Annotated in this window: 21 protein-coding genes; 15 read left to right on the top strand and 6 right to left on the bottom strand. The window is 63.4% G+C overall.

Going from position 1 to position 23,650, the window contains the following annotated elements:
* From murD to M2375_RS03010, 11 genes are all read left to right on the top strand, one after another.
* On the top strand, window positions 1-1,992 hold the full coding sequence (gene murD / locus M2375_RS03060) for a UDP-N-acetylmuramoyl-L-alanine--D-glutamate ligase (RefSeq protein WP_404979268.1): 1,992 nt from the start codon (window positions 1-3) through the stop codon (window positions 1,990-1,992).
* Entirely contained in the window at window positions 1,989-3,257 is a 1,269-nt protein-coding gene (gene ftsW, locus M2375_RS03055; RefSeq protein ID WP_259163849.1) for a putative lipid II flippase FtsW, read from the top strand. The genes murD and ftsW overlap by 4 nt, the downstream gene beginning before the upstream one ends.
* On the top strand, window positions 3,254-4,318 hold the full coding sequence (gene murG, locus M2375_RS03050; protein WP_259163848.1) for an undecaprenyldiphospho-muramoylpentapeptide beta-N-acetylglucosaminyltransferase: 1,065 nt from the start codon (window positions 3,254-3,256) through the stop codon (window positions 4,316-4,318). The genes ftsW and murG overlap by 4 nt, the downstream gene beginning before the upstream one ends.
* Entirely contained in the window at window positions 4,315-5,751 is a 1,437-nt protein-coding gene (gene murC / locus M2375_RS03045) for a UDP-N-acetylmuramate--L-alanine ligase (RefSeq protein WP_259163847.1), read from the top strand. The genes murG and murC overlap by 4 nt, the downstream gene beginning before the upstream one ends.
* Window positions 5,748-6,722, top strand: a complete 975-nt coding sequence (locus tag M2375_RS03040) for a D-alanine--D-alanine ligase (protein ID WP_404979267.1) — start codon at window positions 5,748-5,750, stop codon at window positions 6,720-6,722. Before murC ends, M2375_RS03040 begins: the two co-directional genes overlap by 4 nt.
* Before the next feature lie 30 nt (window positions 6,723-6,752).
* Window positions 6,753-7,535, top strand: a complete 783-nt coding sequence (locus M2375_RS03035) for a cell division protein FtsQ/DivIB (protein WP_259163844.1) — start codon at window positions 6,753-6,755, stop codon at window positions 7,533-7,535.
* A 59-nt stretch (window positions 7,536-7,594) separates the two neighbouring features.
* Complete coding sequence (ftsA, locus tag M2375_RS03030; RefSeq protein WP_182325533.1) at window positions 7,595-8,824, top strand: cell division protein FtsA; 1,230 nt, start codon at window positions 7,595-7,597, stop codon at window positions 8,822-8,824.
* A 165-nt stretch (window positions 8,825-8,989) separates the two neighbouring features.
* Window positions 8,990-10,237: a cell division protein FtsZ gene (gene ftsZ / locus M2375_RS03025; RefSeq protein ID WP_182325532.1), complete on the top strand. Its 1,248-nt coding sequence runs from the start codon at window positions 8,990-8,992 to the stop codon at window positions 10,235-10,237.
* Window positions 10,238-10,514: 277 nt separating this feature from the next.
* Window positions 10,515-11,438, top strand: a complete 924-nt coding sequence (gene lpxC / locus M2375_RS03020; RefSeq protein ID WP_259163836.1) for a UDP-3-O-acyl-N-acetylglucosamine deacetylase — start codon at window positions 10,515-10,517, stop codon at window positions 11,436-11,438.
* Window positions 11,439-11,452: 14 nt separating this feature from the next.
* Window positions 11,453-11,629, top strand: coding sequence for a hypothetical protein (locus M2375_RS03015; RefSeq protein ID WP_021026173.1), 177 nt, complete (start codon window positions 11,453-11,455; stop codon window positions 11,627-11,629).
* 253 nt (window positions 11,630-11,882) lie between these two features.
* Window positions 11,883-12,383, top strand: a complete 501-nt coding sequence (locus tag M2375_RS03010) for an RcnB family protein (protein ID WP_259163834.1) — start codon at window positions 11,883-11,885, stop codon at window positions 12,381-12,383.
* A gap of 250 nt (window positions 12,384-12,633) precedes the next feature.
* On the opposite strand, the gene ruvC is transcribed toward M2375_RS03010, so the two are convergent.
* From ruvC to M2375_RS02980, 6 genes are all read right to left on the bottom strand, one after another.
* Entirely contained in the window at window positions 12,634-13,182 is a 549-nt protein-coding gene (ruvC, locus tag M2375_RS03005; RefSeq protein ID WP_259163833.1) for a crossover junction endodeoxyribonuclease RuvC, read from the bottom strand.
* A gap of 33 nt (window positions 13,183-13,215) precedes the next feature.
* The gene (locus M2375_RS03000) at window positions 13,216-14,004 is read right to left on the bottom strand and encodes a transglycosylase domain-containing protein (RefSeq protein WP_259163832.1); all 789 of its coding nucleotides are present in this window, start codon (window positions 14,002-14,004) and stop codon (window positions 13,216-13,218) included.
* A gap of 45 nt (window positions 14,005-14,049) precedes the next feature.
* Window positions 14,050-14,895 carry a shikimate dehydrogenase gene (aroE, locus tag M2375_RS02995; RefSeq protein WP_259163831.1) on the bottom strand — a complete coding sequence of 282 codons (846 nt, stop codon included), beginning with the start codon at window positions 14,893-14,895 and terminating at the stop codon, window positions 14,050-14,052.
* A 120-nt stretch (window positions 14,896-15,015) separates the two neighbouring features.
* Window positions 15,016-15,888: an energy transducer TonB gene (locus M2375_RS02990; RefSeq protein ID WP_259163830.1), complete on the bottom strand. Its 873-nt coding sequence runs from the start codon at window positions 15,886-15,888 to the stop codon at window positions 15,016-15,018.
* A 9-nt stretch (window positions 15,889-15,897) separates the two neighbouring features.
* Window positions 15,898-17,964 (bottom strand): ribonuclease catalytic domain-containing protein, encoded by a 2,067-nt coding sequence (locus tag M2375_RS02985; RefSeq protein ID WP_259163829.1) that lies wholly within the window; start codon window positions 17,962-17,964, stop codon window positions 15,898-15,900.
* Between the two features lie 126 nt (window positions 17,965-18,090).
* Window positions 18,091-18,681: a YqiA/YcfP family alpha/beta fold hydrolase gene (locus tag M2375_RS02980; RefSeq protein ID WP_259163828.1), complete on the bottom strand. Its 591-nt coding sequence runs from the start codon at window positions 18,679-18,681 to the stop codon at window positions 18,091-18,093.
* 152 nt (window positions 18,682-18,833) lie between these two features.
* On the opposite strand from M2375_RS02980, the gene rodA reads away from it, so the two are divergent.
* From rodA to M2375_RS02960, 4 genes are all read left to right on the top strand, one after another.
* Window positions 18,834-20,006: a rod shape-determining protein RodA gene (gene rodA / locus M2375_RS02975; protein WP_259163826.1), complete on the top strand. Its 1,173-nt coding sequence runs from the start codon at window positions 18,834-18,836 to the stop codon at window positions 20,004-20,006.
* 176 nt (window positions 20,007-20,182) lie between these two features.
* A complete protein-coding gene (gene tldD, locus M2375_RS02970) occupies window positions 20,183-21,673 on the top strand; it encodes a metalloprotease TldD (RefSeq protein WP_259163825.1) in 1,491 nt (496 codons plus the stop codon).
* Between the two features lie 414 nt (window positions 21,674-22,087).
* The gene (locus tag M2375_RS02965; RefSeq protein WP_259163823.1) at window positions 22,088-23,242 is read left to right on the top strand and encodes a 3-deoxy-7-phosphoheptulonate synthase; all 1,155 of its coding nucleotides are present in this window, start codon (window positions 22,088-22,090) and stop codon (window positions 23,240-23,242) included.
* Window positions 23,243-23,304: 62 nt separating this feature from the next.
* Window positions 23,305-23,616: a hypothetical protein gene (locus tag M2375_RS02960; RefSeq protein ID WP_259163822.1), complete on the top strand. Its 312-nt coding sequence runs from the start codon at window positions 23,305-23,307 to the stop codon at window positions 23,614-23,616.
* The last annotated feature ends 34 nt before the right edge of the window (window positions 23,617-23,650 follow it).

Here is a 23,650-nt window from a genome sequence, read left to right as displayed (position 1 = left end):
ATGTCGACCGAGCACCTCAACCCCCTGGTCGCCCCGACGGATGCCGTTGCCGCACCGCTGGAAACGGCTGCGTTGCCGCAAGCTGCTGTGCTGCCGCAGGCCGTGGAGCCCGGGCTGGAGGCCGCCACACTGGCAGAGGCGGTGCCGACCACGGATGCTGCGTTGGCACAAGCGGATGCGGCCACCATGGATATGGCCCCCCTGGAGACGGCCCCCGTGGAGTCGGACTCTATGGACACGGTCGAAGTAGACACGGCCCCGGTGGAAGCACTGCCTGCAGACTTGGCCCCCGTTCCCGATGTGTCGACCTTGACGGCGGCCAAGGAAGCGGCCGCCTTTGTGGCGCAGATTTTTGCCGATCCTGGCGTCTCGGATGCGGCCAGCAGCGATGTCACCGCCGTTGATCTGCAGCCGCAGGCGGAAGAGGTCGTGTTTGCCCCAGTGCCCGCGCAGTGGCCCCAAGGCCAGGCAACCCCTCTGCAGGGCCAGCAGGTGTTGGTGCTCGGTCTGGGGATCTCGGGCCTGGCGATGGCGCGCTGGTGTGCGCGCTGCGGTGCCCAGGTCACCGTGGCCGACACACGCGACGAGCCACCGCAACTGGCGCAGCTGCGCAGCGAATTGCCCGAGGTGCGCTTTGAGGCGGGCCCGTTGACGGCTGCGCTGATCGATGGCCAGCCGGTGCGCGCCGTGTACCGCTCCCCCGGGCTCAGCCCCGAGGTGGTCGCACCCGTGGTGGATGCCGCCCGCGCCATTGGCCTGCCTGTCAGTGGCGAGCTCGATTTGTTCAGCCTGGCGCTGCAAGCACTGGCCCAGGGCCATGGCTATGCGCCCAAGGTGCTGGCGATTACGGGGACCAATGGCAAGACCACGGTCACGTCCTTGACGGGGCAGTTGCTCGCGCATGCTGGCATATCCACCGCCGTGGCCGGCAATATCGGCCCCAGCCTGCTCGATACCCTGGCGCAGCACATCGACGGCGAAAACCTGCCCCAGGCCTGGGTGCTGGAGCTGTCCAGCTTCCAGCTGGAAGATGCGCATGCCTTCAACCCGACGGCCGCTACCGTGCTCAATATCAGCCAGGACCATCTGGACTGGCATGGCAGCATGCAAGCCTATGCAGCGGCCAAGGCCAAGATTTTTGGCGCTGACGCGCTGATGGTGCTCAACCGGGACGACCCGGCCGTGATGGCCATGCTGCCGCCCCCCGTCCGGGTCAAGCTGCAGCGGCCGCAACTGCGACCGCACATCAGCTTTGGCCTGGATGCGCCGAGCCAGGTGGGTGACTATGGCCTGGACGTGGTCAACGGCATGGCCTGGCTGGTGCGTGCCCAAGACGACGGCAACAGTGCCACCAACAAGCGCAACCACAGCGCGGCAGACGATGTGTTCATGCAGCGGCTGATGCCCGCCGATGCGCTGCGCATCCGTGGCCGCCACAACGCGATGAATGCGCTGGCCGCCTTGGCCCTGGGCCGTGCGGCAGGCGCCGGTTTTGCCGCCATGCTGTTTGGCCTGCGCGAGTACCGGGGCGAGCGCCACCGGGTTGAGCCGATCGGCATCGTCAGCGACGTGGAATATTTTGACGACAGCAAAGGCACCAATGTGGGTGCCACCGTGGCTGCGCTGATGGGCCTGGGCGCCGAACGCCGGGTGGTCTTGATTTTGGGCGGCGAAGGCAAGGGCCAGGACTTTTCGCCCTTGGCAGCGCCCGTGCTGCGCTATGCGCGGGCGGTGGTGCTGATTGGCCGCGACGCGCCGCTGATCGAGGCGGCCTTGGCCGATACCGGTGTGCCCCTGCTGCATGCGCCCAGCATGCCCGAGGCCGTGCAACTGGCCAGCCAAAAGGCGGTGGCAGGGGACGCGGTGCTGATGTCGCCCGCCTGTGCCAGCTTTGACATGTTCAAGAACTACGGCCACCGCGCCGAGGTCTTTTGCCAGGCGGTCGCCGAGCTGGCCGAAGAGCGCGGCAGCAGCCTGGAGGTGCAGCCATGACGGCCGATACCGGACTGCGCAGCAGGTTCTCCGGCTGGTTCAAACCCGCCGGTGAAAAACCCGTCGACATCCTGCCGGTGCGTGTGGGTGGCAATGAATACCGTCAGACGCCATCGAATGCCACCAATATCTTTGGTGCCGACCAGGTGCTCATCTGGCTGGTGGTGGCCATTCTGTCCTGGGGCATTGTCATGGTGTTCTCGGCCTCGATCGCGATGCCGGACAACCCGCGTTTTGGCAAGATCGCCCATTACTACTTCTTCCAGCGCCACCTGATGAGTGTGGGCCTAGGCTTTGTCGCGGCCGTGCTGGCCTTCCAGATTCCGATGAAGGTCTGGGAGCACTGGGCGCCTTGGCTCTTTATCGCCTCCATCTTGCTGCTGATCGCGGTGCTGATCCCGCATGTGGGCACCGTGGTGAACGGTGCACGCCGTTGGTTGTCGCTGGGCATCATGAACTTCCAGCCCTCGGAGCTGGCCAAGGTCGCGGTGATCATGTATGCCTCCGACTACATGGTGCGCAAGATGGACGTCAAGGAACGCTTCTTCCGCGCCGTGCTGCCGATGGGCCTGGCCGTGGGCATCGTCGGCGCGCTGCTGCTGGCCGAGCCGGACATGGGCGCCTTCATGGTGATCGCCGTGATAGCCATGGGCATCTTGTTCCTGGGCGGCGTCAATGCCCGCATGTTCTTCCTGATCGCGCTGGTGCTGGTGGCCGCGTTTGCGCTGATCGTGATGACCTCGGAATGGCGGCGTGAGCGGATTTTTGCCTACCTCGATCCCTGGAGCGAAAAGCATGCGCTGGGCAAGGGCTACCAGCTGTCGCATTCGCTGATTGCGATTGGCCGGGGCGAAATCTTTGGCGTAGGCCTGGGCGGCAGCGTGGAAAAGCTGCACTGGCTGCCCGAGGCGCATACCGACTTCTTGCTGGCCGTGATTGGTGAGGAGCTGGGCCTGGTCGGCATTGTGGCGCTGCTGGGGCTGTTCTTCTTCATGATTCGCCGCATTGTCGAGATCGGTCGCCAGGCGATTCGCATGGACCGCATCTTCTCTGGCCTGGTGGCGCAGGGCATCGCGATCTGGCTGGGTTTCCAGACCTTCATCAACGCCGGGGTGAACCTGGGCGCCTTGCCCACCAAGGGGCTGACCTTGCCGCTGATGAGTTTTGGCGGCTCGGCGATCTTGATGAATTTGGTGGCGATTGCCATCGTGCTGCGCATCGATTGCGAAAACAAGGCCATGGGCGCCGGGGGAGCACGGTCATGAGCCGCAAGACTGCCCTGATCATGGCTGGCGGCACCGGCGGCCATATTTTCCCCGGCCTGGCCGTCGCCCAAGAGCTGCGCAGCCGTGGCTGGACGGTGCACTGGCTGGGCGCGCCCGACAGCATGGAAGAGCGCCTGGTGCCGCCCCAGGGCTTTGCGCTGGAGCGGGTGGCTTTCTCGGGTGTGCGTGGCAAGGGCCTGCGCTCCTTGGTTGGCATGCCTTGGCGTCTGCTCAAGGCCTTGCAGCAGGCCCGCGCCGTGTTGCGCAAGGTTCGTCCCGATGTGGTCGTGGGCATGGGTGGCTATATCACCGTGCCGGGCGGCTTGGCCGCCAAGCTGGCGGGTGTGCCCATCGTGCTGCATGAGCAGAACTCGGTGCCGGGCATGGCCAACAAGCTGCTGGCCCGCATGGCACGGCGTGTTTTCAGCGCCTTCCCCAATGCGATTGCCGGTGGCCAGTGGGTGGGTAATCCGCTGCGGGCCGAGTTTTTGCAGCAGCCCGAACCCGCGCAGCGCTTTGCCGGCCGCAGCGGCCCCTTGCAGCTGCTGGTGGTGGGCGGCAGCCTGGGCGCCAAGGCCTTGAACGAGGTAGTGCCCCAGGCGCTGGCGCGGATGGCGCCCGGCGTACGCCCGGTGGTAACCCACCAAAGCGGCGCCAAGCAGATCGATGCACTGCAGGCCAACTACGCCGCCGCCGGCGTGCAGGCCAGCCTGACGCCTTTTATTGATGACGCGGCCAAGGCCTATGCGGATGCCGATGTCATCGTCTGCCGCGCAGGTGCCAGCACGGTGACCGAGCTGGCAGCCGTGGGCGCGGCAGCGGTGTTTGTGCCCTTTCCGGCAGCGGTGGACGACCACCAGACCGCCAATGCGCGCTTTCTGGTGGATGCCGGTGCCGGCTGGTTGGTGCAACAAAGCGTGTTGACCCCGGAAAACCTGGCTCAGATGCTAGAGAATATGCAGCGGTCGGCCCTGTTGGACAGGGCCCAGAAGGCAAAGAAAATGCAGAAATTGGAAGCCGCACAGGTGGTGGCGGACGCATGCGAGGAGCTGGCACGATGAAACACGCCATCCAACGCATTCACTTTGTAGGTATCGGCGGCGCTGGCATGAGCGGCATTGCCGAAGTGCTGCACAACCTGGGCTATGTGGTCTCGGGCTCGGACCTGTCGGACAGCAGCACCATGGCGCATCTGCGCGATGTGGGCATCACCACCTTGGTGGGCCATGATGCCGCGCACATCGCCCATGCCCAGGCAGTGGTGACCTCCACGGCCGTGCAGGCTGACAACCCCGAGGTGCTGGCAGCACGGGCCATGGGCATTCCGGTAGTGCCACGCGCGCTGATGCTGGCCGAGCTGATGCGCCTGCGCAAGGGCATTGCGATTGCCGGCACCCATGGCAAGACGACGACCACCAGCCTGGTGACCAGCGTGCTGGCCGAGGCAGGACTCGATCCCACCTTTGTCATTGGCGGCAAGCTCAACAGCGCCGGCGCCAATGCACGCCTGGGCAGTGGCGAGTACATCGTGGTCGAGGCGGACGAGTCCGATGCCTCGTTCCTGAACCTGCTGCCGGTGATGGCGGTGGTGACCAATATCGATGCCGACCACATGGAGACCTATGGCCATGACTTTGGCCGGCTCAAGAACGCGTTTGTCGATTTTCTGAACCGCATGCCTTTCTATGGCAATGCCGTGGTCTGCATCGACAGCCCGGCGGTGGGCGACATCGTCGAGCGCGTGGCCTGCCAGGTGACGACCTATGGCCTGAGTGAAGCCGCCCAGATCCGCGCCGTCAACCTGCAGGCCGACAACGGCCAGATGCGCTTTACCGTGCAGCGGCGCCTGGCCCAGGCCTTGCCCGATCTGGAGCTGGTGCTGAACCTGCCCGGCGAACACAACGTGCTCAATGCACTGGCGGTGGTCGGTGTGGCTGCCGCCTTGGGCATTGACGACGCCGCACTGCAGCGGGCCTTGCAGGGCTTCAAGGGCGTGGGGCGCCGTTTTCAGCGTTATGGCCAGGCCCAGCTCGCTCATGGCGGCGAGTTTACGGTTATTGACGATTACGGCCATCACCCTGTCGAAATGGCTGCCACCATTGCGGCCGCGCGCGGCGCGTTTCCGGGGCGCCGGCTGGTGCTGGCCTTCCAGCCCCACCGCTACACCCGCACGCGGGATTGCTTTGAGGACTTTGTCCAGGTGCTGGGCAGTGCCGATGCGGTGCTGCTGGCCGAGGTGTATGCGGCTGGCGAAGCGCCGATTGTGGCGGCCGACAGCCGGGCGCTGGCCCGCGCAGTGCGGGTGGCGGGCAAGGTGGAGCCGGTATTTGTCGAGCAGATCGCCAGCCTGCCCCAGCAGATTCTGGACCAGGCGCAGGACGGCGATGTGCTGCTGTGCATGGGCGCGGGATCGATTGGCGCGGTGGCGGCACAGGTGATGGCATTGGCGTTGGACAAGCAAGAGCGAATGGCTCCCCAGGGGAGTGCGGTATGACTGAAACCATGAAAAATATTGATGTGAAGGCCTTGGGCAAGGTCGCGGTGCTGATGGGCGGGAGCTCGGCAGAGCGCGAGGTGTCGCTGATGTCCGGCAAGGGCGTGTTGGCTGCCTTGCAGTCCAAGGGTGTGGATGCCCATGCCTTTGACCCCTCGCAGCAGGACATGGGTGAGCTGCGCAAGCAGGGCTTTGCGCGCTGCTTTATCGCACTGCATGGCCGCCATGGCGAAGACGGCACGGTGCAAGGCGCGCTGGAACTGCTGGGCATTCCCTACACCGGCCCTGGCGTGATGGCATCGAGCATTGCGATGGACAAGATCATGACCAAGCGCATCTGGCGCTTTGAAGGCCTGTCCACCCCCGAGTGGCGCATGGCTGCCAGCGCGCAGGACACGCGCGATGCGCTGGCCGCGCTGGGCGCGCCGATGATCGTCAAGCCCGCACGCGAGGGCTCGACCATTGGTCTGTCCAAGATCAGCAGCCCCGAAGAATGCGCACAGGCTTATGCACTGGCCTCCCGCTATGACCCCGAGGTGCTGTGTGAGCAGTTCATCGAGGGCATTGAGACGACCTGTGCGGTGCTGGGCCAGGGCCGCAGCGCCAAGGCTTTGCCGGTGATCAAAATCGTGGCGCCCGAGGGCAACTACGACTACCAGAACAAGTACTTCACCGACACCACCCAGTATTTCTGCCCCAGCGAACTGCCCGCCGAGATGGAGGAGGCGATCCGCGATCTGGCGGAAAAGGCTTTCCGCACCCTGGGCTGCCGGGGCTGGTCGCGTGCCGATGTGCTGGTGCGCGCCTCGGACCAGCAGCTGTTTTTGCTGGAGATCAACACCTCGCCGGGCATGACCAGCCATTCGCTGGTGCCCATGGCAGCGCGTGCCACCGGCATGAGCTACGAAGACCTGTGCTTGCACCTGGTGGCGAACGCATCGACCGATGCGGCCCAAGGCGCGGAGCTGTAAGACAAGGAGATGCGATCCATGGAGCAGACCATGCCAGTCCCCTTCGACGTCAAGCTGATGAACATGCTGGCCACGGCATTGTTCCTCGGCTGCGGCGCGTTGCTGGTGCTGGCAGCGGCTCGCTGGGCTATTCACCACCCGGCGCTGAGCATTGCGCGCATCGTGGTGCAAGGCGAGATGGAGCACAACAGTGCGGTGTCGTTGCAGGCCAATGTGATGCCGGCGTTGAAGGGCAACTTCTTCACGATGGACCTGGATGAGACCCGCCGGATTTTCGAGCAGGCGCCCTGGGTGCGCCAGGCCCGCATCAAGCGTGAGTTCCCCCACACCCTGGCGGTGACGATCACCGAGCAGGACGCGGCCGCGATCTGGGGTGCAGAGGGCGAATCCCGCCTGCTCAACAGCGACGGCCAGATGTTCGAGGGTGATTCCACCGATCCGGATCTGCTGCATCTGCCGCACCTGTCGGGCCCGGCCGGCCGCTCGCAAGAGGTGCTGGCCATGTTCCGCGCGCTGGCGCCGATCTACGCCAAGCTCGACAACGCCTTGGTGAGCTTGGCGGAGTCTAACAGTGGCAGCTGGAAAGCCACCTTGCAGTCCGGCGCGGTCATTGAAATGGGGCAGGGCCGGGAGGAGGCGCTGAGCGAGCGGGTGCGTAAATTTGTTGAATCTTTGCCAGAGGTGACCGGTACCTACAAGCGCAGCGTGGCATCGCTGATGTCGGCGGATCTGCGCCATGCCGGTGGCTATGCGGTGCGCATGCAGGGCGTGACGACGGGCGCTTCTGCGGGCCGAGCCCCGGTCAAAAAATAAAACAGAGAGATGCGAAACATGAACCATACCAATCACTTGATCAGCGAGGGCTACTGACTATGGCGCGAGATAGCAAAGACGTAGTGGTCGGCCTGGACATCGGCACCGCCAAGATCATGGTGGTCGTGGCCGAGGTGCTGGGCAATGGCGAGCTCAAGCTGGCGGGCCTGGGTGTGGCTCCCAGCAATGGGCTCAAGCGCGGTGTGGTGGTGAACATCGATGCGACGGTGCAGAGCATTCAGCAGGCGCTCAAGGAGGCCGAGCTGATGGCCGACCTGAACATCCAGCGCGTCTACACCGGCATCACCGGCAGCCATATCCGGGGCATCAACTCCAGCGGCATGGTGGCGGTGAAGGACAAAGAGGTGTCAGCCGCCGATGTGGCGCGGGTGCTGGATACCGCCAAGGCGATCAATATCCCCTCCGACCAGCGTTTGCTGCTGGTCGAGCCCCAGGAGTTTGCCATCGACGGCCAGGATGTGCGTGAGCCCATCGGCATGAGCGGCCTGCGCCTGGAGTCCAAGATCCACATCGTGACCGGTGCGCAAAGCGCGGCTGAAAACATCATCAAGTGCGTGCGCCGCTGCGGGCTGGAAGTCGAGCAGCTGCTGCTCAACCCGCTGGCCTCCAGCCAGGCCGTGCTGACCGATGACGAGCGTGAGCTGGGGGTGTGCGTGGTCGATATCGGCGCAGGCACCACCGATGTGTCGATCTTCACCGGTGGCGCGATTCGCCATACGGCGGTGATCCCGATTGCCGGTGACCTGATCACCAGCGACATCGCGATGGCGCTGCGCACACCGACCAAGGACGCCGAGGACATCAAGGTCGAGAGCGGCTGCGCCAAGCAACTGCTGGCCGACCCCGACTCGCAGGTGGATGTGCCCGGTCTGGGTGACCGGGGCCCACGTTTGTTGAGCAAGCAGGCGCTGGCCGGTGTGATTGAGCCACGCGTCGAAGAAATTTTCTCGCTGGTGCAGCAAGTCATCCGCGAGTCTGGTTATGAGGAGGTGCTGTCGTCGGGCATTGTGCTCACGGGCGGCAGCGCGGTGATGCCGGGCATGGTCGAGCTGGGGGAAGACATCTTCCTCAAGCCCGTGCGCCGCGGCATTCCCAAGTATTCCGGCACCCTGGCCGAGATGGTGGCCCAGCCTCGCGCTGCCACCGTCATGGGCCTGCTGGAAGAGGCCCGCATGGCCCGCATGCGTGGCTACAAGGTGGCCCAGAAGTCCGGTTCGGTGAAATCGGCATTTGGGCGTTTGAAGGACTTTATTGTGGGGAACTTTTAACCATGCATGACACCACTTGTTGGCTGGCGCAAAGCGGCCCTTCAAGACTCAAAGGGTACGACCCTTGGAGACCCAAAGGGCCACCAGACAACCATTGTTCATTAAAGAGTGAATTATTCGTAAACCATTTTTTCCAAATTAACGCGAGAGCAAGAGGAGCAGGCTATGACCATCGAAATGTATGAAGGCAACACATTCAACCAAGGCACCCAGATCAAGGTGATCGGCGTCGGTGGCGGTGGTGGCAATGCGGTCGAGCACATGATCGCCAACAGCGTGCAAGGTGTCGAATTCATTTCGGCCAACACCGATGCGCAAGCGCTGGAGCGTTGCCATGCCCACCGCGTGATCCAGCTGGGTGAAACCGGCCTGGGCGCGGGCAGCAAGCCTGAAAACGGCCGTGAGGCTGCTGAATCTGCGATCGAAGACATCCGCGCTGCGATCGTGGGCTCGCACATGCTGTTCATCACCGCTGGCATGGGCGGCGGTACCGGTACCGGTGCGGCTCCCGTGATTGCACGCGTCGCCAAGGAGATGGGCATCCTGACCGTTGGCGTGGTGACCAAGCCTTTCGAATGGGAAGGCAAGCGCCGCATGTCCAACGCCGACGGCGGCCTGAGCGAGCTCGAAGCCAATGTGGATTCGCTGATCGTGGTGCTCAACGAGAAGCTGCTGGACGTGCTGGGCGATGACATCACCCAGGACCAGGCGTTTGCGCATGCCAACGACGTGCTGAAGAACGCGGTCGGCGGTATCTCCGAGATCATCAACGACCATGGCTACATCAACGTCGACTTTGCCGACGTGAAGACCGTGATGAGCGAGCCAGGCAAGGCGATGATGGGCACGGCCACGGCCAGCGGCCCTGACCGTGCACGCATTGCGGCGGAACAAGCCGTTGCTTGCCCGCTGCTGGAAGGCATCGATCTGTCGGGCGCCAAGGGCATCCTGGTGCTGGTGACCGCGACCAAGGGCAGCCTGAAGCTGGCCGAATCGCGCCAGGCCATGAGCACCATCAATGCCTACGCCTCGCCAGAGTCGCACGTCATCTTCGGCGCCGCTTACGACGAAACCCTGGGCGAAGAGATCCGCGTGACCGTGCTGGCTACCGGCCTGTCGCGTCCTGTGGCCAAGCGCCAGCCGATCTCGGTGATCCAGGGCAGCGCGGGTCTGCGCACCGGCACCGACGACATCGCCTACACGCCCCAGTCGGTCAACAGCCCCGTGTCGGGTCTGGGTGTGCAAAATGCGGTGCCCATGGGCAATGCCTTTGCCAACGACTTTGCCGACAAGAAGACCCCGTCCGTGTGGCGCACCGGCCGCAATGCGGCGTCGGCCCGCGTGGATGCCATGTCTTCCAGCGGCATGGAAGACCTGGAGATCCCCGCATTCCTGCGCAAGCAGGCCGACTGATCGCCTTGCGGGGCTTTCTGTAAGCCGGTTCTCCCTTCTGGGCGGACCGGGCTTTGAACACAGCGCGCTGAAACCTTTCGGGGGTTCAGCGCGTTGTTGTTAGAGGTCTGCGTTGTTGTTCGCTGGCCCCCCGCCTGCCAGCGCCACCGTTGGGTGGGCGGCTTTGTGCACAGATAGGCCGGCAAGGCAAGTGCGGTGTCCTACAAGGCTTGCACTATCTGGGTGATTGGCATTTTTGCGCGTCCTGGGCGTGCGTACAGCGTAAAATCAACAAGTTATGCTCCAGCAACGAACCATCAAGTCTTTAACCCGTGCCGTCGGCGTGGGCCTGCACAGCGGCCAGCGGGTCGAGCTCACCCTGCGCCCTGCACAACCCAACACGGGCATTGTGTTTCGCCGGGTGGATTTGCCCGAGCCGGTCGATATTCCGGTCAATGCCGAAGCGGTGGTCGATACCCGCATGGCCTCGACCCTGGGCAAAGGCGATGTGCGCATCCATACGGTCGAGCATGTGATGTCCGCCTGTGCCGGTCTGGGCATCGACAACCTCTATATCGATGTGACGGCCGAGGAGATCCCGATCCTCGATGGTTCGTCAGCCTCCTTCGTGTTTCTGCTGCAAAGCGCAGGTATTGAGTTGCAAAACGCCCCCAAGCGCTTTTTGCGCCTGCTCAAGCCCGTCGAGATCCGCCAGGGCGAGGGCGCGGCGCAGAAATGGGCGCGGCTGGACCCCTACCACGGCTACAAGCTGCGCTTCGAGATTGACTTTTCGCACCCTGCGGTCGATTCGACCGGCCAGACCTATGAGTTCGACCTGGGCATTGGCAACTACAGCCGCGATATCGCCCGCGCCCGCACCTTTGGCTTTACCAAGGATGTGGAGATGCTGCGCTCCAATGGCCTGGCACTGGGCGGTGGCCTGGACAATGCCATCGTCATGGACGACTACAAGGTGCTCAACAGCGATGGTTTGCGCTATGACGACGAGTTCGTCAAGCACAAGATTCTGGACGCGATCGGGGACCTCTACATCGTGGGCTACCCCTTGTTGGCAGCCTATAGCGCGTTCCGCTCGGGCCACGGGCTCAACAACCTGCTGCTGCGCGAGCTGATGCAGCAGCAGGATGCCTGGGACATCGTGAGCTTTGACCATGTGCGTGAGGCCCCGCAGGGCTTTGCGCAATCTGCACTGGCCTGGTAGGCCGGTCTGCACGGATGCTGCTGTTCCGCTGGATCTTCATGCTGCTGGTGCTGATGGCAGCCCTCAGCTTTTGCTTTTACCTGGGCACCGGCCAGCGCCGCTACCGCCAATGGTCCTTGCTGCTGGTCAAGTGGACCGTGGTGGCGGGTCTGGCCTTCTTCGCTGTGCTTTTTGTGGGCCGCATGGTCTGAGCCGCGCCCGTTCCAAGGCACTGTGCGGCAGGTAAAGTGCGGTAAACCAGCCGCCCGCCCTTGCTGGCCCCAAGCGCTGCATCGCCTGTAGCCATGCGGCTTTGCTGAAACAGCAGCAACTTTACAAAAGACACACAGCCTCCGCGCCCAGGCATGCACGGTAAACGCTGCCGCACTGCGCAGCGTTAGATCTACATGGTGGCAGCTTGCCGCTTGTACCAGCAGCTGCTGGTTCACCAGAAAGGATTCCGTCATGAGCACTACCCCTAGCCGTTTGAGCCGCCTGGCTGGCATTGGCAGTCTGGCCCTGGCATTGGCTGGCGCCATGGCTTTCAGTGCCCCGGCACAGGCGCAGCCAGATGGCCGCCACGGCGATGGCCGCCATTACCAGCGTGACGATCGGCGTGACCGCGACCATGGCCCGCACGGCCAGCAGCGCCGCTGGGAGCGCGAGCGCGAACGGGATCGCCGCTATGAAGAATCCCGCCGTGGCTATCGCCACGATCACCGTCCTCCGCCCCGCGTCGTGGTGGTGCCCGACCGTGGCCGGGGCATTGGCCCGCGCAACGACTGGTACCGCGGTGGCTATGTGCCCGCGCCTTACCGGGGCTACAGCTATGTGGTGGGCGACTGGCGTGGCCACCGGCTGAGCGCACCACCCCGGGGCTACCAATGGATCCAGTACGGCGGCGACTACCTGCTGATTGCGGTGGGCTCCGGCTTGATCGCCAATATTGTTATCAATGCTTATTGAGACGCCGCGAACTGGCCATAATTGAGGGTTTGCATGGCGCCCTAAGCGAACCTTTATGCGCCCGCCCACTCCAAAGCTTACTTTGGTGGTTGCACCTTGTGCCGAGCGCTGCTTCACGGAGCGCACGGATCCACGCACAAGGAGCCTGTAGCCGACCAGACCTGTGCACCTAGCGATGCACAGGTTTTTTTTTGTCTGCGGAGTTTGCGCCGGCTCTGGCCTATAGCGCAACGGGCCTGGGGGCGCTGGCTCAGTAGCTGCGGCCGGCCTTGTACATCGCATGCTGGCGCCGCTGCAAAGGGCTCACCTCGGCCATGCGGGCCATCGACAAGCCTGCGTGGGCATGGGTTATCGCCATGCCCAGCGCATCCGCTGCATCGGTGCCGGGCAGCCCGGGCAGCTGTAGCAGGCGCTTGACCATCTCCTGGATCTGGTTCTTGGCGGCGCGCCCATGGCCCACCACGGCTTTTTTCATCTGCAATGCGGTGTATTCGGCCACCGGCAGATTTTGCGATACCAGGGCCGTCAGCGCGCAGCCCCGGGCCTGGCCCAGCAGCAAGGTCGATTGTGGATTGACGTTGACAAACACGATCTCCACCGAAGCCATGTCGGGCTGGTAGCGCTGGCTGACTTCGCAGATGCCGTCAAAGATCATCTTCAAGCGACCCGGCAGGTTGCCCAGATCCAGGGTGGTGGTGCGGATGGTGCCGCTGGCCACATAGGACAAGCGCTGGCCGTCCACGTCGATGATGCCAAAGCCGGTCGTCTGCAAGCCGGGATCGATGCCGATGATTCTCATGCTGTTCGGTGGGGGTGCCGGCCGGGCCGGAATTCAGGGAATCTCAGCATAGCGCATGCGTGCCGCAATGGTGGCACTGCGGCGGTTGAGGTAGGCCGATTGCGGGTTCTTTTCTGCGCCCTTGGGGTTGGGCAGCATGACGGCCAGGCGTGCGGCTTCGTAGGCGCTTAGCTGGGCCGCCGATTTGCCAAAGTAGCGCTGGGCCGCCGCTTCTGCGCCAAACACGCCATCGCCCCATTCAGCATGGTTCAAATACAGCTCCAGAATGCGCTGCTTGCTGAGCAACGATTCCAGCGCATAGGTCAGCACCAACTCCTGGCCTTTGCGCAGCAGGTTGCGCTCCGAGGACAGCAACAGGTTTTTGGCCAGTTGCTGGGTGATGGTCGAGCCGCCCATGAGCTTGACGGGTGGCCCCTCCTGCACCGTGTTGGGATCGAATGCCTGGCCGCGCTTCTCTGCCTGGGCCTGGGCGCGTTCCAGCGCTTTTTCCTTGCGCTGTTCAGCGCGCTCCATGGCCTTGGCGTTGCGCGCGCGGGCCTTTTCTATCGCATCCCAGAGCACGCCGTCATGGTTGACGAAATCGTCGTCTTCCGAGGCGACGACGGCGCGCTTGAGGTGGTCGGATATCTGCGTGTAAGGGCGCCATTGCTGGCGCCAGTGCAGGCGCCCGTCGTGGCGCACCTGGCGCCAGGCCTCGCTGCGCTCAAACGCGGTGGATGCCGGGTCGATGCTGGCCATCACCGCGATGCGCGTAATAAAGAACAGCTGCAGGCCCAAAGCCAGCAGCAGCACCCATCCGATCCAGCGCGCGATGGCCTTCATGTTCGGAGCCAGAGTGGGAGTCGGCGGGCGCCCGTCATGGCGTACTCAGGGGGTCGCTAGTTCGCGGCGCAGCTGCGCCAGTACCTGCTGTGACGGCGGGCGCACCCCGCGCCACAGCGCAAAGGCCTCGGCCGCTTGCTCAACCAGCATGCCCAGGCCATCGCGGCCGGTGGCGCCGTGTTGGCTGGCCCATTGCAAAAAGGGCTCGGCAGCGGGGCCGTACATCATGTCGTAAGCCAGTGCACCCGGGCGCAGCAGCTGGCCGGGCACGGGGATGGCGGCGCCTTGCAGGCTGCTGGCGGTGGCGTTGATCACCACGTCAAACGGGCCAGCCAGCGCATCTGTTGCCAACGCCTGCAGTTGGGTCGCGGTGCCCTGGATCAGATCGGCGTGCAGGTCCACCAGATGCTGGGCCTTGGCATGGGTGCGGTTGCAGACCACAAGCAGGGCTGGGGCTTCGGCCAACAGCGGCGCCAACGCGCCCGCAGCTGCACCACCTGCGCCCAGCAGCAGCACGCGCTGGCCGGCCAACGCCACGCCTGCATTGCGCACAATGTCGGCCACCAGGCCCAGGCCGTCGGTGTTGTCGGCATGGATGCGGCCATCGGCGCCCACCACCAGGGTGTTGGCAGCGCCTGCACGCAGCACCCGATCGCTGCGGCTGTCCGCCAGGCCTGCGGCTTCCAGTTTGAAGGGCACGGTCACATTCATGCCCCGGGTGCCTGTCTGCACCAGTTGCTGCACGGCGGCGTCAAAACCATCCAGAGCGACCAGCTCGCGCTCGTAGACCAAGGCCTGGTCGGTCAGCTGTGCAAACAAGGTATGGATGCGGGGTGAGCGGCTGTGGGCAATCGGGTTGCCGATGACGCAATAGCGGTCTGGAAGAGGCATGGTGGTAGCGGCTTGAGCTGCAAGACAGGCGCATGCAGCACATGGCGGAAAAACGGCACCCGGCTGCGCATGCTTGCCCACAGGGGTGCCAACAAGGGTCGCAAAAGGGCGGATGCCACTTTACTGCAAATTGGCCGTTTCCAGGGTCTGCTCGCGGGTGAAGCGGAATTTGGAGACGATGGCAATCTGGTCGGCCTTGGCGCGTAGCGCGGGGCCAAAATGGCCAAAGGGGCCGCTGCTGACGGCGATGGCTTCGGCGCGGCGGTCGAGCTGCTGGTTGCCCGAGCTTTTGTAGACCTCGGTGCCCAGCACCCGGCCGTCGTGGTTGACGGTCATGATCATGACCAGCTCGCCATAGAGTTTTCTGCCACCGGCTTCGGGGAAGTTGCTGGTGCCCCGGTCTTCAACCTTGCGGCGCAGCTGGTCGTAGTAGATGGCAAACACCTCTTCGCGGGTGGCGGGGCTGATGTAGCGTTTTTTGGGCCGGGCGTTTTCTTCGTGAATGCGCTTTTCAATTTCGGCCAGCATCTTGAGCAGTTGCTTGTGCTTTTCCTCTTGCTCCACCTCTGCCTGCGAGGCGCTGGTTTTGCGCGCGTCGGGTGGCTGGTACTGGGCCAGCTGGTTGCGCAGATCGGCCAGCAGCTGCATTTGCTGGGACTGCATGGCATCGACCTGGCGCTGGCGCTCTTCAAAGTCATCCCCCATATTAGTGATGGCCGAGTAGGGCATGGGGCTGGTGGCGCGCTCTTGGCTGTTGGCCGATTCGCCGCCGCCGGCCAGGTTGGCCTGGGCCACAGCCTGGGCCTTGTCGGGCGGGGCGTCGTTGGATTTGGCGTTGACCAGGATCACTTCGAGCGGGGTGTCTTCAAACACCCGGTCAAAGGCCTGGGGATCGACAAAGCGGATGCTCAGGACGGCGACGTGCAACAGCACGGACACGGCCAGCGCCAGTTGCAGCGTGGACAGGGATCGAAGAAATGGCAAAAACTTCACGGTTCCGGGTTAATCGGTTTTTATGGCCGCCGCGTCCTCACCGTCGCCCATGTCCACCGCAATTGCGATGGGCCCGGCTACAGCCTCCTCCTCGTCTTCTGGCGACTCTGTCTCGGCCTGGTTGGCCTGTTCGTCGTCCAGTCTCTCCAGCACGGTTCCAGTCACATCCAACGTGATCTCGTCGATCTCGCCGAGCTTGACCCGGACTTGGGCACCACGCGGCAGACTCTGCGCACCCAGCACCGGAAACACCAATGGTAGTTCATCTGCACGCACGAGCATGCTGCCTGCCGGGCCTTCCTTCATAACTGTTGCAGTGAGGTCACTGATGCCGTTTTGCGTCAGGTACTTCAAGGTCCAGTAGCGTTCCATGCCGGCCTGGTAGCCGTTGTAGGCGCTGTAAGCCGCATCAAAGCCGCTGATGATGGAGAACAGCTCCGCATCCTTGGGCTTGAATGGGGCGACCAGCGCGGCCGTGGCGCCATGGCGCGCACAGGCGATGATCTGCCACTGGTTGGCCAGGTCGGTATAGCGGCGCAGCGGCGAGGTGGCCCAGACATAGCTTTTGACGCCAATGCCGGCATGGGGCAGGGCCTTGGTGGACATGCGCACCTTGATGCCCGGTGCCAGGCTGGCCTGGCTGCGGTAGATGCCGGGCACGCCATGGTCGGCCAGCAACTGGCCCCAGCTGCTGTTGGCAACGATGGCCGCTTCGGCAACGATCAGGTCCAGCGGCGCACCGCGCTTGCGCACCGTGATCTGCACGATCTCCGAGCCATTGGGGACCTGGTCGCCATTGCCTTGCAGGCGGAAGTTGTAGTCCGGGCGGTTGAAGTTCTCGGGCTTGCCGCGCACCACTTCGCGGCCAGCTTTGAGGTGGCGCGAGAGGCGGTAGAGGAAGCTCAGCTCGTCACGCTTGTCCAGCAGTGGCTGGGGCGTGTCCTCGATCTGCAAGCTGGGATCGGTCAGCCAGGCTTCGGTGGCGATGTGATCGAGCTTGTCGTAGCGGAAGTTGGTAACCACGGGCACGCGCTCCAGGCGCGTTTCCTTGTTCAGCACTTCCAGGGTGGCTTCGTCGTAGGTGACGTAGAGCGACACGGCCGGGTTGGCGCGGCCTTCGTCGAGGGTGTAGATCTGCACCACTTCATCGGGCAGCATGGTGACCTTGTAGCCCGGCATGTACACGGTGGAGTAGCGGCTGCGGCCCAGGTGGTCGAGGGCCGAGCCCGGCTCGATGGCCAGGCCGGGCGCAGCAATGTGCACGCCCACGATGACCTGGCCGGAGCCCAGCCCTTGCACGGACAGCGCATCGTCGATTTCGGTGGTGGCCGAATCGTCGATGGAGTAGGCCTCCACGGTTGCCAGCGGCAGATCCGCCGGCGGCAGCGGCGCGGTGACTGTTGGGAAGCCCGTGCCCTTGGGGAAGTTGTCAAACAGGAAGCGCTGCCAGTGGAACTGGTAGGACGAGTCGATGGCGCCGGCCTTTTGCAGCAGGGCCAGCGGTGCCAGCTGCGCCTTGCGGCTGGCCTCGACGACGGCCTTGTATTCGGGTGCGTTCTTGTCGGGGCGGAACAGAATCTTGTAGAGCTGCTGCTGCACGGGGGCCGGGCACTGGCCGTTGGCCAGCTCAACCGCCCAGGCGTCGATCTGCGCCTGCAGCTGGGCCTTTTTCTCGATGGCGGCCAGCGCTTGTTGCACGATCTCGGCCGGAGCCTTCTTGAAGCGGCCCTTGCCGGCGCGGCGGAAGTAGTGCGGTGCCTCAAACAAGGTAAACAGCGCCGCCACCTGCTCGGTGATCGAGGCGTTCTCCGAGAAGTAGTCGCGCGCCAGGTCGGCAAAGCCAAACTCCTGCTCAGGCGCAAACTCCCAAGCCAGCTGGGGGTCGATCTCTTCCGACAAGGCTTGCGCCTGCGCGATCAGCTCAGCGGGCGTGGGCTTGTCAAATTTGAGAAGCAGGTTCGCTGCTTTGACCTTGACCCGTTTGCCGGAGTCCAATTCAATTTGGGCGGAGCTTTCAGCTTCGGAGAGGATACGGCCAGCCAGAAATTTGCCAGCGTCGTCAAACAGTGCATACATAGGCGCGCATTTTCCCATGCTGGATGGTGCCAGGGCGCTGCTGCAGGGTTTTTTGCTGGGGATGGCGGCAACTGTTTGTTGGTTGCAACCCCAGGGGTGCAGGCTGCGCAGCCCCTGGCGGGGTGCTTACCAGCCCAAAAATGCATCTATCTGCGGCAAATAGCTCTCAAAGTTGGAAAGTGCATGGTCGCTGCCTTCGTCCAGCAGCAATTGGGCGCTGGGGTAGCGCGCCACCATGTCCTGCCAGTGCAGCACCTCATCGCCCATGGCCGCAATCAGCAGCTGGGCGGCGGCGGGAGGCTGGCCGCTGACGTCCAGTGCCTGGAGTTGCTGCAGGTATTCCGGGCGAAAGAAAAAGGAGGCATCCGGGTTGTGCCAAGCGGTCTGCTCGCCCAGGTGCTGCTCCAAGGTCAGCCAGGGTGTCGTCGATGGGTTGAGCATCACGCTTTTGCAGCGCAGTTGCTGGGCGATCCAGCTGGCGTAAAAGCCGCCCAGCGAGGAGCCGACGATGGCCAGGCTCTCTGGCGGCAAACCCGCCCAGCTGCGGGTGGTGGCCAGCAGCAGATCGGCGGCCTCTTGGGGCGACGGGGGCAGCTGCGGCGCGGACCACACGACGTGGGGGCGCGTCTGCGCGATATGCTGCTGCAGGCGCTGGGCCTTGGCAGACTGGGGGGAGGAGCGAAAGCCGTGCAGGTAAAGCAAGTGGGTGGTCGTCATGCACAAATAATAGCGCTCGGACCCATCCAGTCAACGCTTTGCCAACCCCAATTGTTTTGTTGAATTGATCTGGCCCGCCCTGGATGTGTAAAACCGGCCTTTACCAACAGTGCTGATAAGCCCGTCGATGCCAAGCAAGGATAATGGCGGCCATGTCCGAAGTTCTTGATAAACCGAATGTGTTCCAGCGCCTGCTGCCGATGCTGCGCGGCTATGACTGGCCGCTGATCTTCATCATTGGCACCTTGGCCGCCATCGGACTGACGGCGATGTATTCCGCCGGTTTTGACCATGGTTCGCGCTTTTCCGACCATGGCCGCAACATGCTGCTGGCCCTGGGCATTTTGCTGGTGGTGTCGCAGATTCCTCCGCACCGGCTGGCCAGCTTTGCCCTGCCTTTGTATGCACTGGGCGTGGCCTTGCTGGTGGCGGTGGCCTTGTTTGGCATCACCAAGAAGGGGGCGCAGCGCTGGGTGAACCTGGGCATTGTGATCCAGCCCAGCGAATTGCTGAAAATTGCGATGCCCTTGATGCTGGCCTGGTGGTTTCAGCGCCGCGAAGGGGCCTTGCGCCCGGTCGATTTTGTCGTGGCCTTTGCGATCCTTGTCATTCCAGTCGGTCTGATCATGAAGCAGCCGGATCTGGGTACCTCCTTGCTGGTGATGGCCGCAGGCCTGGCCGTCATCTATTTTGCCGGCCTGTCCTGGAAGCTGATCATCCCGCCCGTGCTGATTGGCGTCATTGGCTTGCTGCTGATCGCCATCTATGGCCACCACCTCTGCGAAGACGGCATGGACCTGGTGGTGCTGCATGAATACCAGCGCCAGCGGGTCTGCACCCTGCTGGACCCCACCCGTGACCCGTTGGGCAAAGGCTTTCACATCATCCAGGGGATGATCGCGATCGGCTCGGGCGGCTTTATGGGCAAGGGCTTTATGGCCGGCACACAGACCCATCTGGAGTTCATCCCCGAGCGCACCACCGACTTCATCTTTGCCGCGTTTTCCGAAGAGTTCGGCCTGGCCGGCAATCTGCTGCTGATCTTTTTCTTTTTGCTGCTGGTCTGGCGCGGCCTGGCCATTGCGATGCGTGCGCCCACCTTGTTTGGCCGCCTGATGGCGGGCGCGGTATCGATGATCTTTTTCACCTACGCTTTTGTGAACATGGGCATGGTCAGCGGCATCTTGCCGGTGGTGGGCGTGCCCTTGCCCTTTGTCAGCTACGGCGGCACGGCCATGGTGACCTTGGGGCTGGCGCTGGGCATCCTGATGTCCGTGGCACGCTCGCAGCGCCAGCTGGCGCAGCAGCAGGCGCCCAGGCTGTAGCGGAAGGCGCAGCCGGCTTGGGGCGTGCCAGGGTCGTCGAAAGGCGAGTCTGCGGCGCCCGCCCATTGAAAACCACGCCTTTAACCGCAGATTCCTGAGAGGCCGCAGCCCTGCCCGTGGCCGCCGCAAATCAACGCATGTGCCCACGGCCATTGCGCAAGCCCTAAAATCGCCTTATGAATGCACCTTTTGACCTTGCTGTGGCCAAGCCGCTGGCGGCTTCTACCGAACAACGACTGGAAATAGCGCGCAGCCTGCTGCTGACGCCTTTCGGTCTGGATGACAGCCATCTGGCACGCGCGCTGGCCGATATCCGCGCCCACAAGGTGGATGATGCAGATCTTTACTTCCAGTACACGCGGGCTGAAGGCTGGAGCCTGGAAGAGGGCATCGTCAAAACAGGTTCCTTCTCGATCGACCAGGGCGTGGGAGTGCGGGCTGTCGCCGGTGAGAAAACCGCCTTTGCCTATTCGGACGACATCTCGCTGGCCTCCCTGCTGGATGCGGCCCATACGGTGCGCAGCATCGGGGCGCAGAGCCAGTCGCGCCAGGTCAAGGTGCCAGCCAAGAAAATTGCGCTCAGCCGCTCGCTGTACCCCGATCTGGACCCGATTTCCACCCTGGACAGCACCGCTAAAGTCGCCTTGCTGGAGAAGGTGGAGAAGCTGGCCCGCGCCAAGGACCCGCGCGTCAAGCAGGTGATGGCCGGCCTGGCCGCTGAGCACGATGTGGTGCTGGTAGCGCGCGCCGATGGCACCTTGGCAGCCGATGTGCGCCCGCTGGTGCGCCTGTCGGTGACGGTGATTGCCGAGAGCAAGAGCCGCCGCGAAGTGGGCTCGGCGGGCGGCGGTGGTCGCTTTGGTCTGGCCTATTTCGACGATGCATTGGTGCAGCAGTATGTGGACGAGGCCGTGAAGGCGGCCTTGGTGAACCTGGAATCGCGCCCAGCGCCTGCTGGCGTGATGACCGTGGTCCTGGGCCCGGGTTGGCCCGGTGTGTTGCTGCACGAGGCGGTGGGCCATGGCCTGGAAGGCGACTTCAACCGCAAGGGCTCCAGCGCCTTCAGCGGCATGATCGGCCAGCGCGTGGCAGCCAAGGGCGTGACCGTGCTGGACGACGGCACGATTGCCGACCGCCGTGGCTCGCTGAATGTGGACGATGAGGGCCAGCCGACCCAGCGCAATGTGCTGATTGAAGATGGCATCTTGAAGGGCTATATCCAGGATGCGATGAATGCGCGGCTGATGAAGGTCAAGCCCACCGGCAATGGCCGGCGCGAGAGCTATGCCCACATCCCCATGCCGCGCATGACCAACACCTACATGCTCGGTGGCGACAAGGACCCGCAGGAGATCATTGCCTCGATCAAGAAAGGCCTGTATGCCAGCAATTTTGGCGGTGGTCAGGTCGATATCACCAGCGGCAAGTTTGTTTTCTCGGCCAGCGAAGCCTATTGGGTGGAGAACGGCAAGATCCAGTACCCCGTCAAGGGCGCCACCATTGTAGGCAGCGGGCCCGAGTGCCTGAAACACGTCAGCATGATCGGCAACGATATGCGCCTGGACAGCGGCGTAGGCACCTGCGGCAAGGAAGGCCAGAGCGTGCCGGTAGGTGTAGGCCAGCCCACCATGCGCATTGATGGTTTGACGGTGGGCGGCACCGCTTAACGGCCACGCCCATGCGCGGCGCACCGCGCCAGATTGAGCCAACGCCTGCGCGGTATTTGCCGCGCGGGCGTTTGTTTTTGGGCAGCTTGGCATTGTCTGTGTTCTACCACTGCGCAGAAAAAATGCATATCGGTGTGATTTGTAGATGCAATTCTGTGTTTTCAGAGTTCTGATCTTGTTTTTTGCAATTTTTGTGCGTTTTGCGCTGCAGCATGAAAACAGCCGTCTGCAGATGTGGTACATTGAAAAACATGCAAGCACGTAGCGCTTTTAGCTTTTACTTTTGGTTCTCTGTCCAAGGCGGACGAGAGGTCTAAAAGCGCGCGAGCACCTAAACCTCCCAGACAACCGCCGAAGCTGAAAAGCCCGGCGGTTTTTTGTTGCATAAACCACCCACACATTCAGGATCCTCAGATGACTCAGCAAGCCCAACCCACAAGCGATGCTTGGTATCGCGGTGTCGAGAAAACCAGCCAAACCGACGACCAACGCATCAAGGACATTACTGTGCTGCCGCCACCCGAGCATCTGATTCGCTTTTTCCCCATCAACGGCACGCCCGTTGAATCGCTGATCAACAACACCCGCCAAAACATCCACAACATCATGGCCGGCGAGGATGACCGCCTGCTGGTCATCATCGGCCCCTGCTCCATCCATGATCCGCAAGCGGCGCTGGAATACGCCCGCCGCCTCAAGGCTGTGCGCAAGCAGTACGAAGGCACCTTGGAGATCGTCATGCGGGTCTACTTCGAAAAGCCCCGCACGACGGTGGGCTGGAAGGGGCTCATCAACGACCCCTACCTCGACGAGAGCTACCGCATCGACGAGGGCCTGCGCATCGCTCGCCAGTTGCTGATTGAAATCAACCGCCAGGGCGTGCCGGCCGGCAGCGAGTTCCTGGACATGATCTCGCCCCAGTACATTGGCGACCTGATCAGCTGGGGTGCGATTGGCGCGCGCACGACGGAGAGCCAGGTGCACCGTGAGCTGGCCTCGGGCATCTCCGCTCCAGTGGGCTTCAAGAACGGCACGGACGGCAATATCCGCATCGCCACCGACGCCATCCAGTCGGCCAGCCGCCCGCACCACTTCTTGTCGGTGCACAAGAACGGCCAGGTCGCCATCGTGCACACCAAGGGCAATACCAACTGCCACGTGATTTTGCGCGGCGGCAAGACCCCGAATTACGATGCCGCCCATGTGGCCGCTGCCTGCAAGGACCTGGAAGCAGCGCACCTGCCCGCCAATTTGATGGTGGACTGCAGCCATGCCAACAGCAGCAAGCAGCATGAGAAGCAAAAGGAGGTCGTGCACGATATCGCGCAGCAGATCGAAGGCGGATCGCGCCGTGTGTTTGGCGTGATGATCGAGAGCCATCTGCAGGCCGGTGCGCAGAAGTTCACGCCAGGCAAGAACGACCCCGACAGCCTGGAGTACGGCAAGAGCATCACCGATGCCTGCCTGGGCTGGGAGGATTCGCTGGCGACCTTGGCCGAGCTGTCCGACGCGGTACAAGCCCGCCGGGTGCGCGCAAATACCGAGGAGACCAGCGCCGCAACCGTGTAAGCTGGCGGTTTTGGGGGCGGCAGATGCCTGCCCCTGTTGAGAACCACCGATAAGGGATTGTCATGCGCAACGAAGTACGGGTGCTGCTGGAGGATGGCCAGGAATTTGTCCACGATTTCGACAGCGCGGAGGCCATGTCCAACGAGGACGGGCGCCGCTGGCTGGACCAGGAATTTCTGCGCATGGATTGCGAACCTTTGCGGGCCAGCGGCAAGGTGCTGATCGTTGACAAGGTGGTGGTCGTCGCCAAGGCCGCCGGTGCGCAACTGCTGGGCGATGCCCAGTGGTTGGCCCAGTTTGCCCGCGCCAGCGTGGGCGCGGTGGGCCGCCCCACGGTGGTGGTAAACACCAAGGCCATGACGGCCTCGTTCTGAGAACCAGCCGGCCAGTCAGACAGATCCACTGGTA

The organism is Comamonas sp. BIGb0152 (assembly GCF_024809975.1).
Taxonomy (GTDB): domain Bacteria; phylum Pseudomonadota; class Gammaproteobacteria; order Burkholderiales; family Burkholderiaceae_C; genus Comamonas.
The sequence above is the reverse complement of the archived record's forward strand: the minus strand, read 5'-3'. Positions and strand labels throughout refer to the sequence as shown.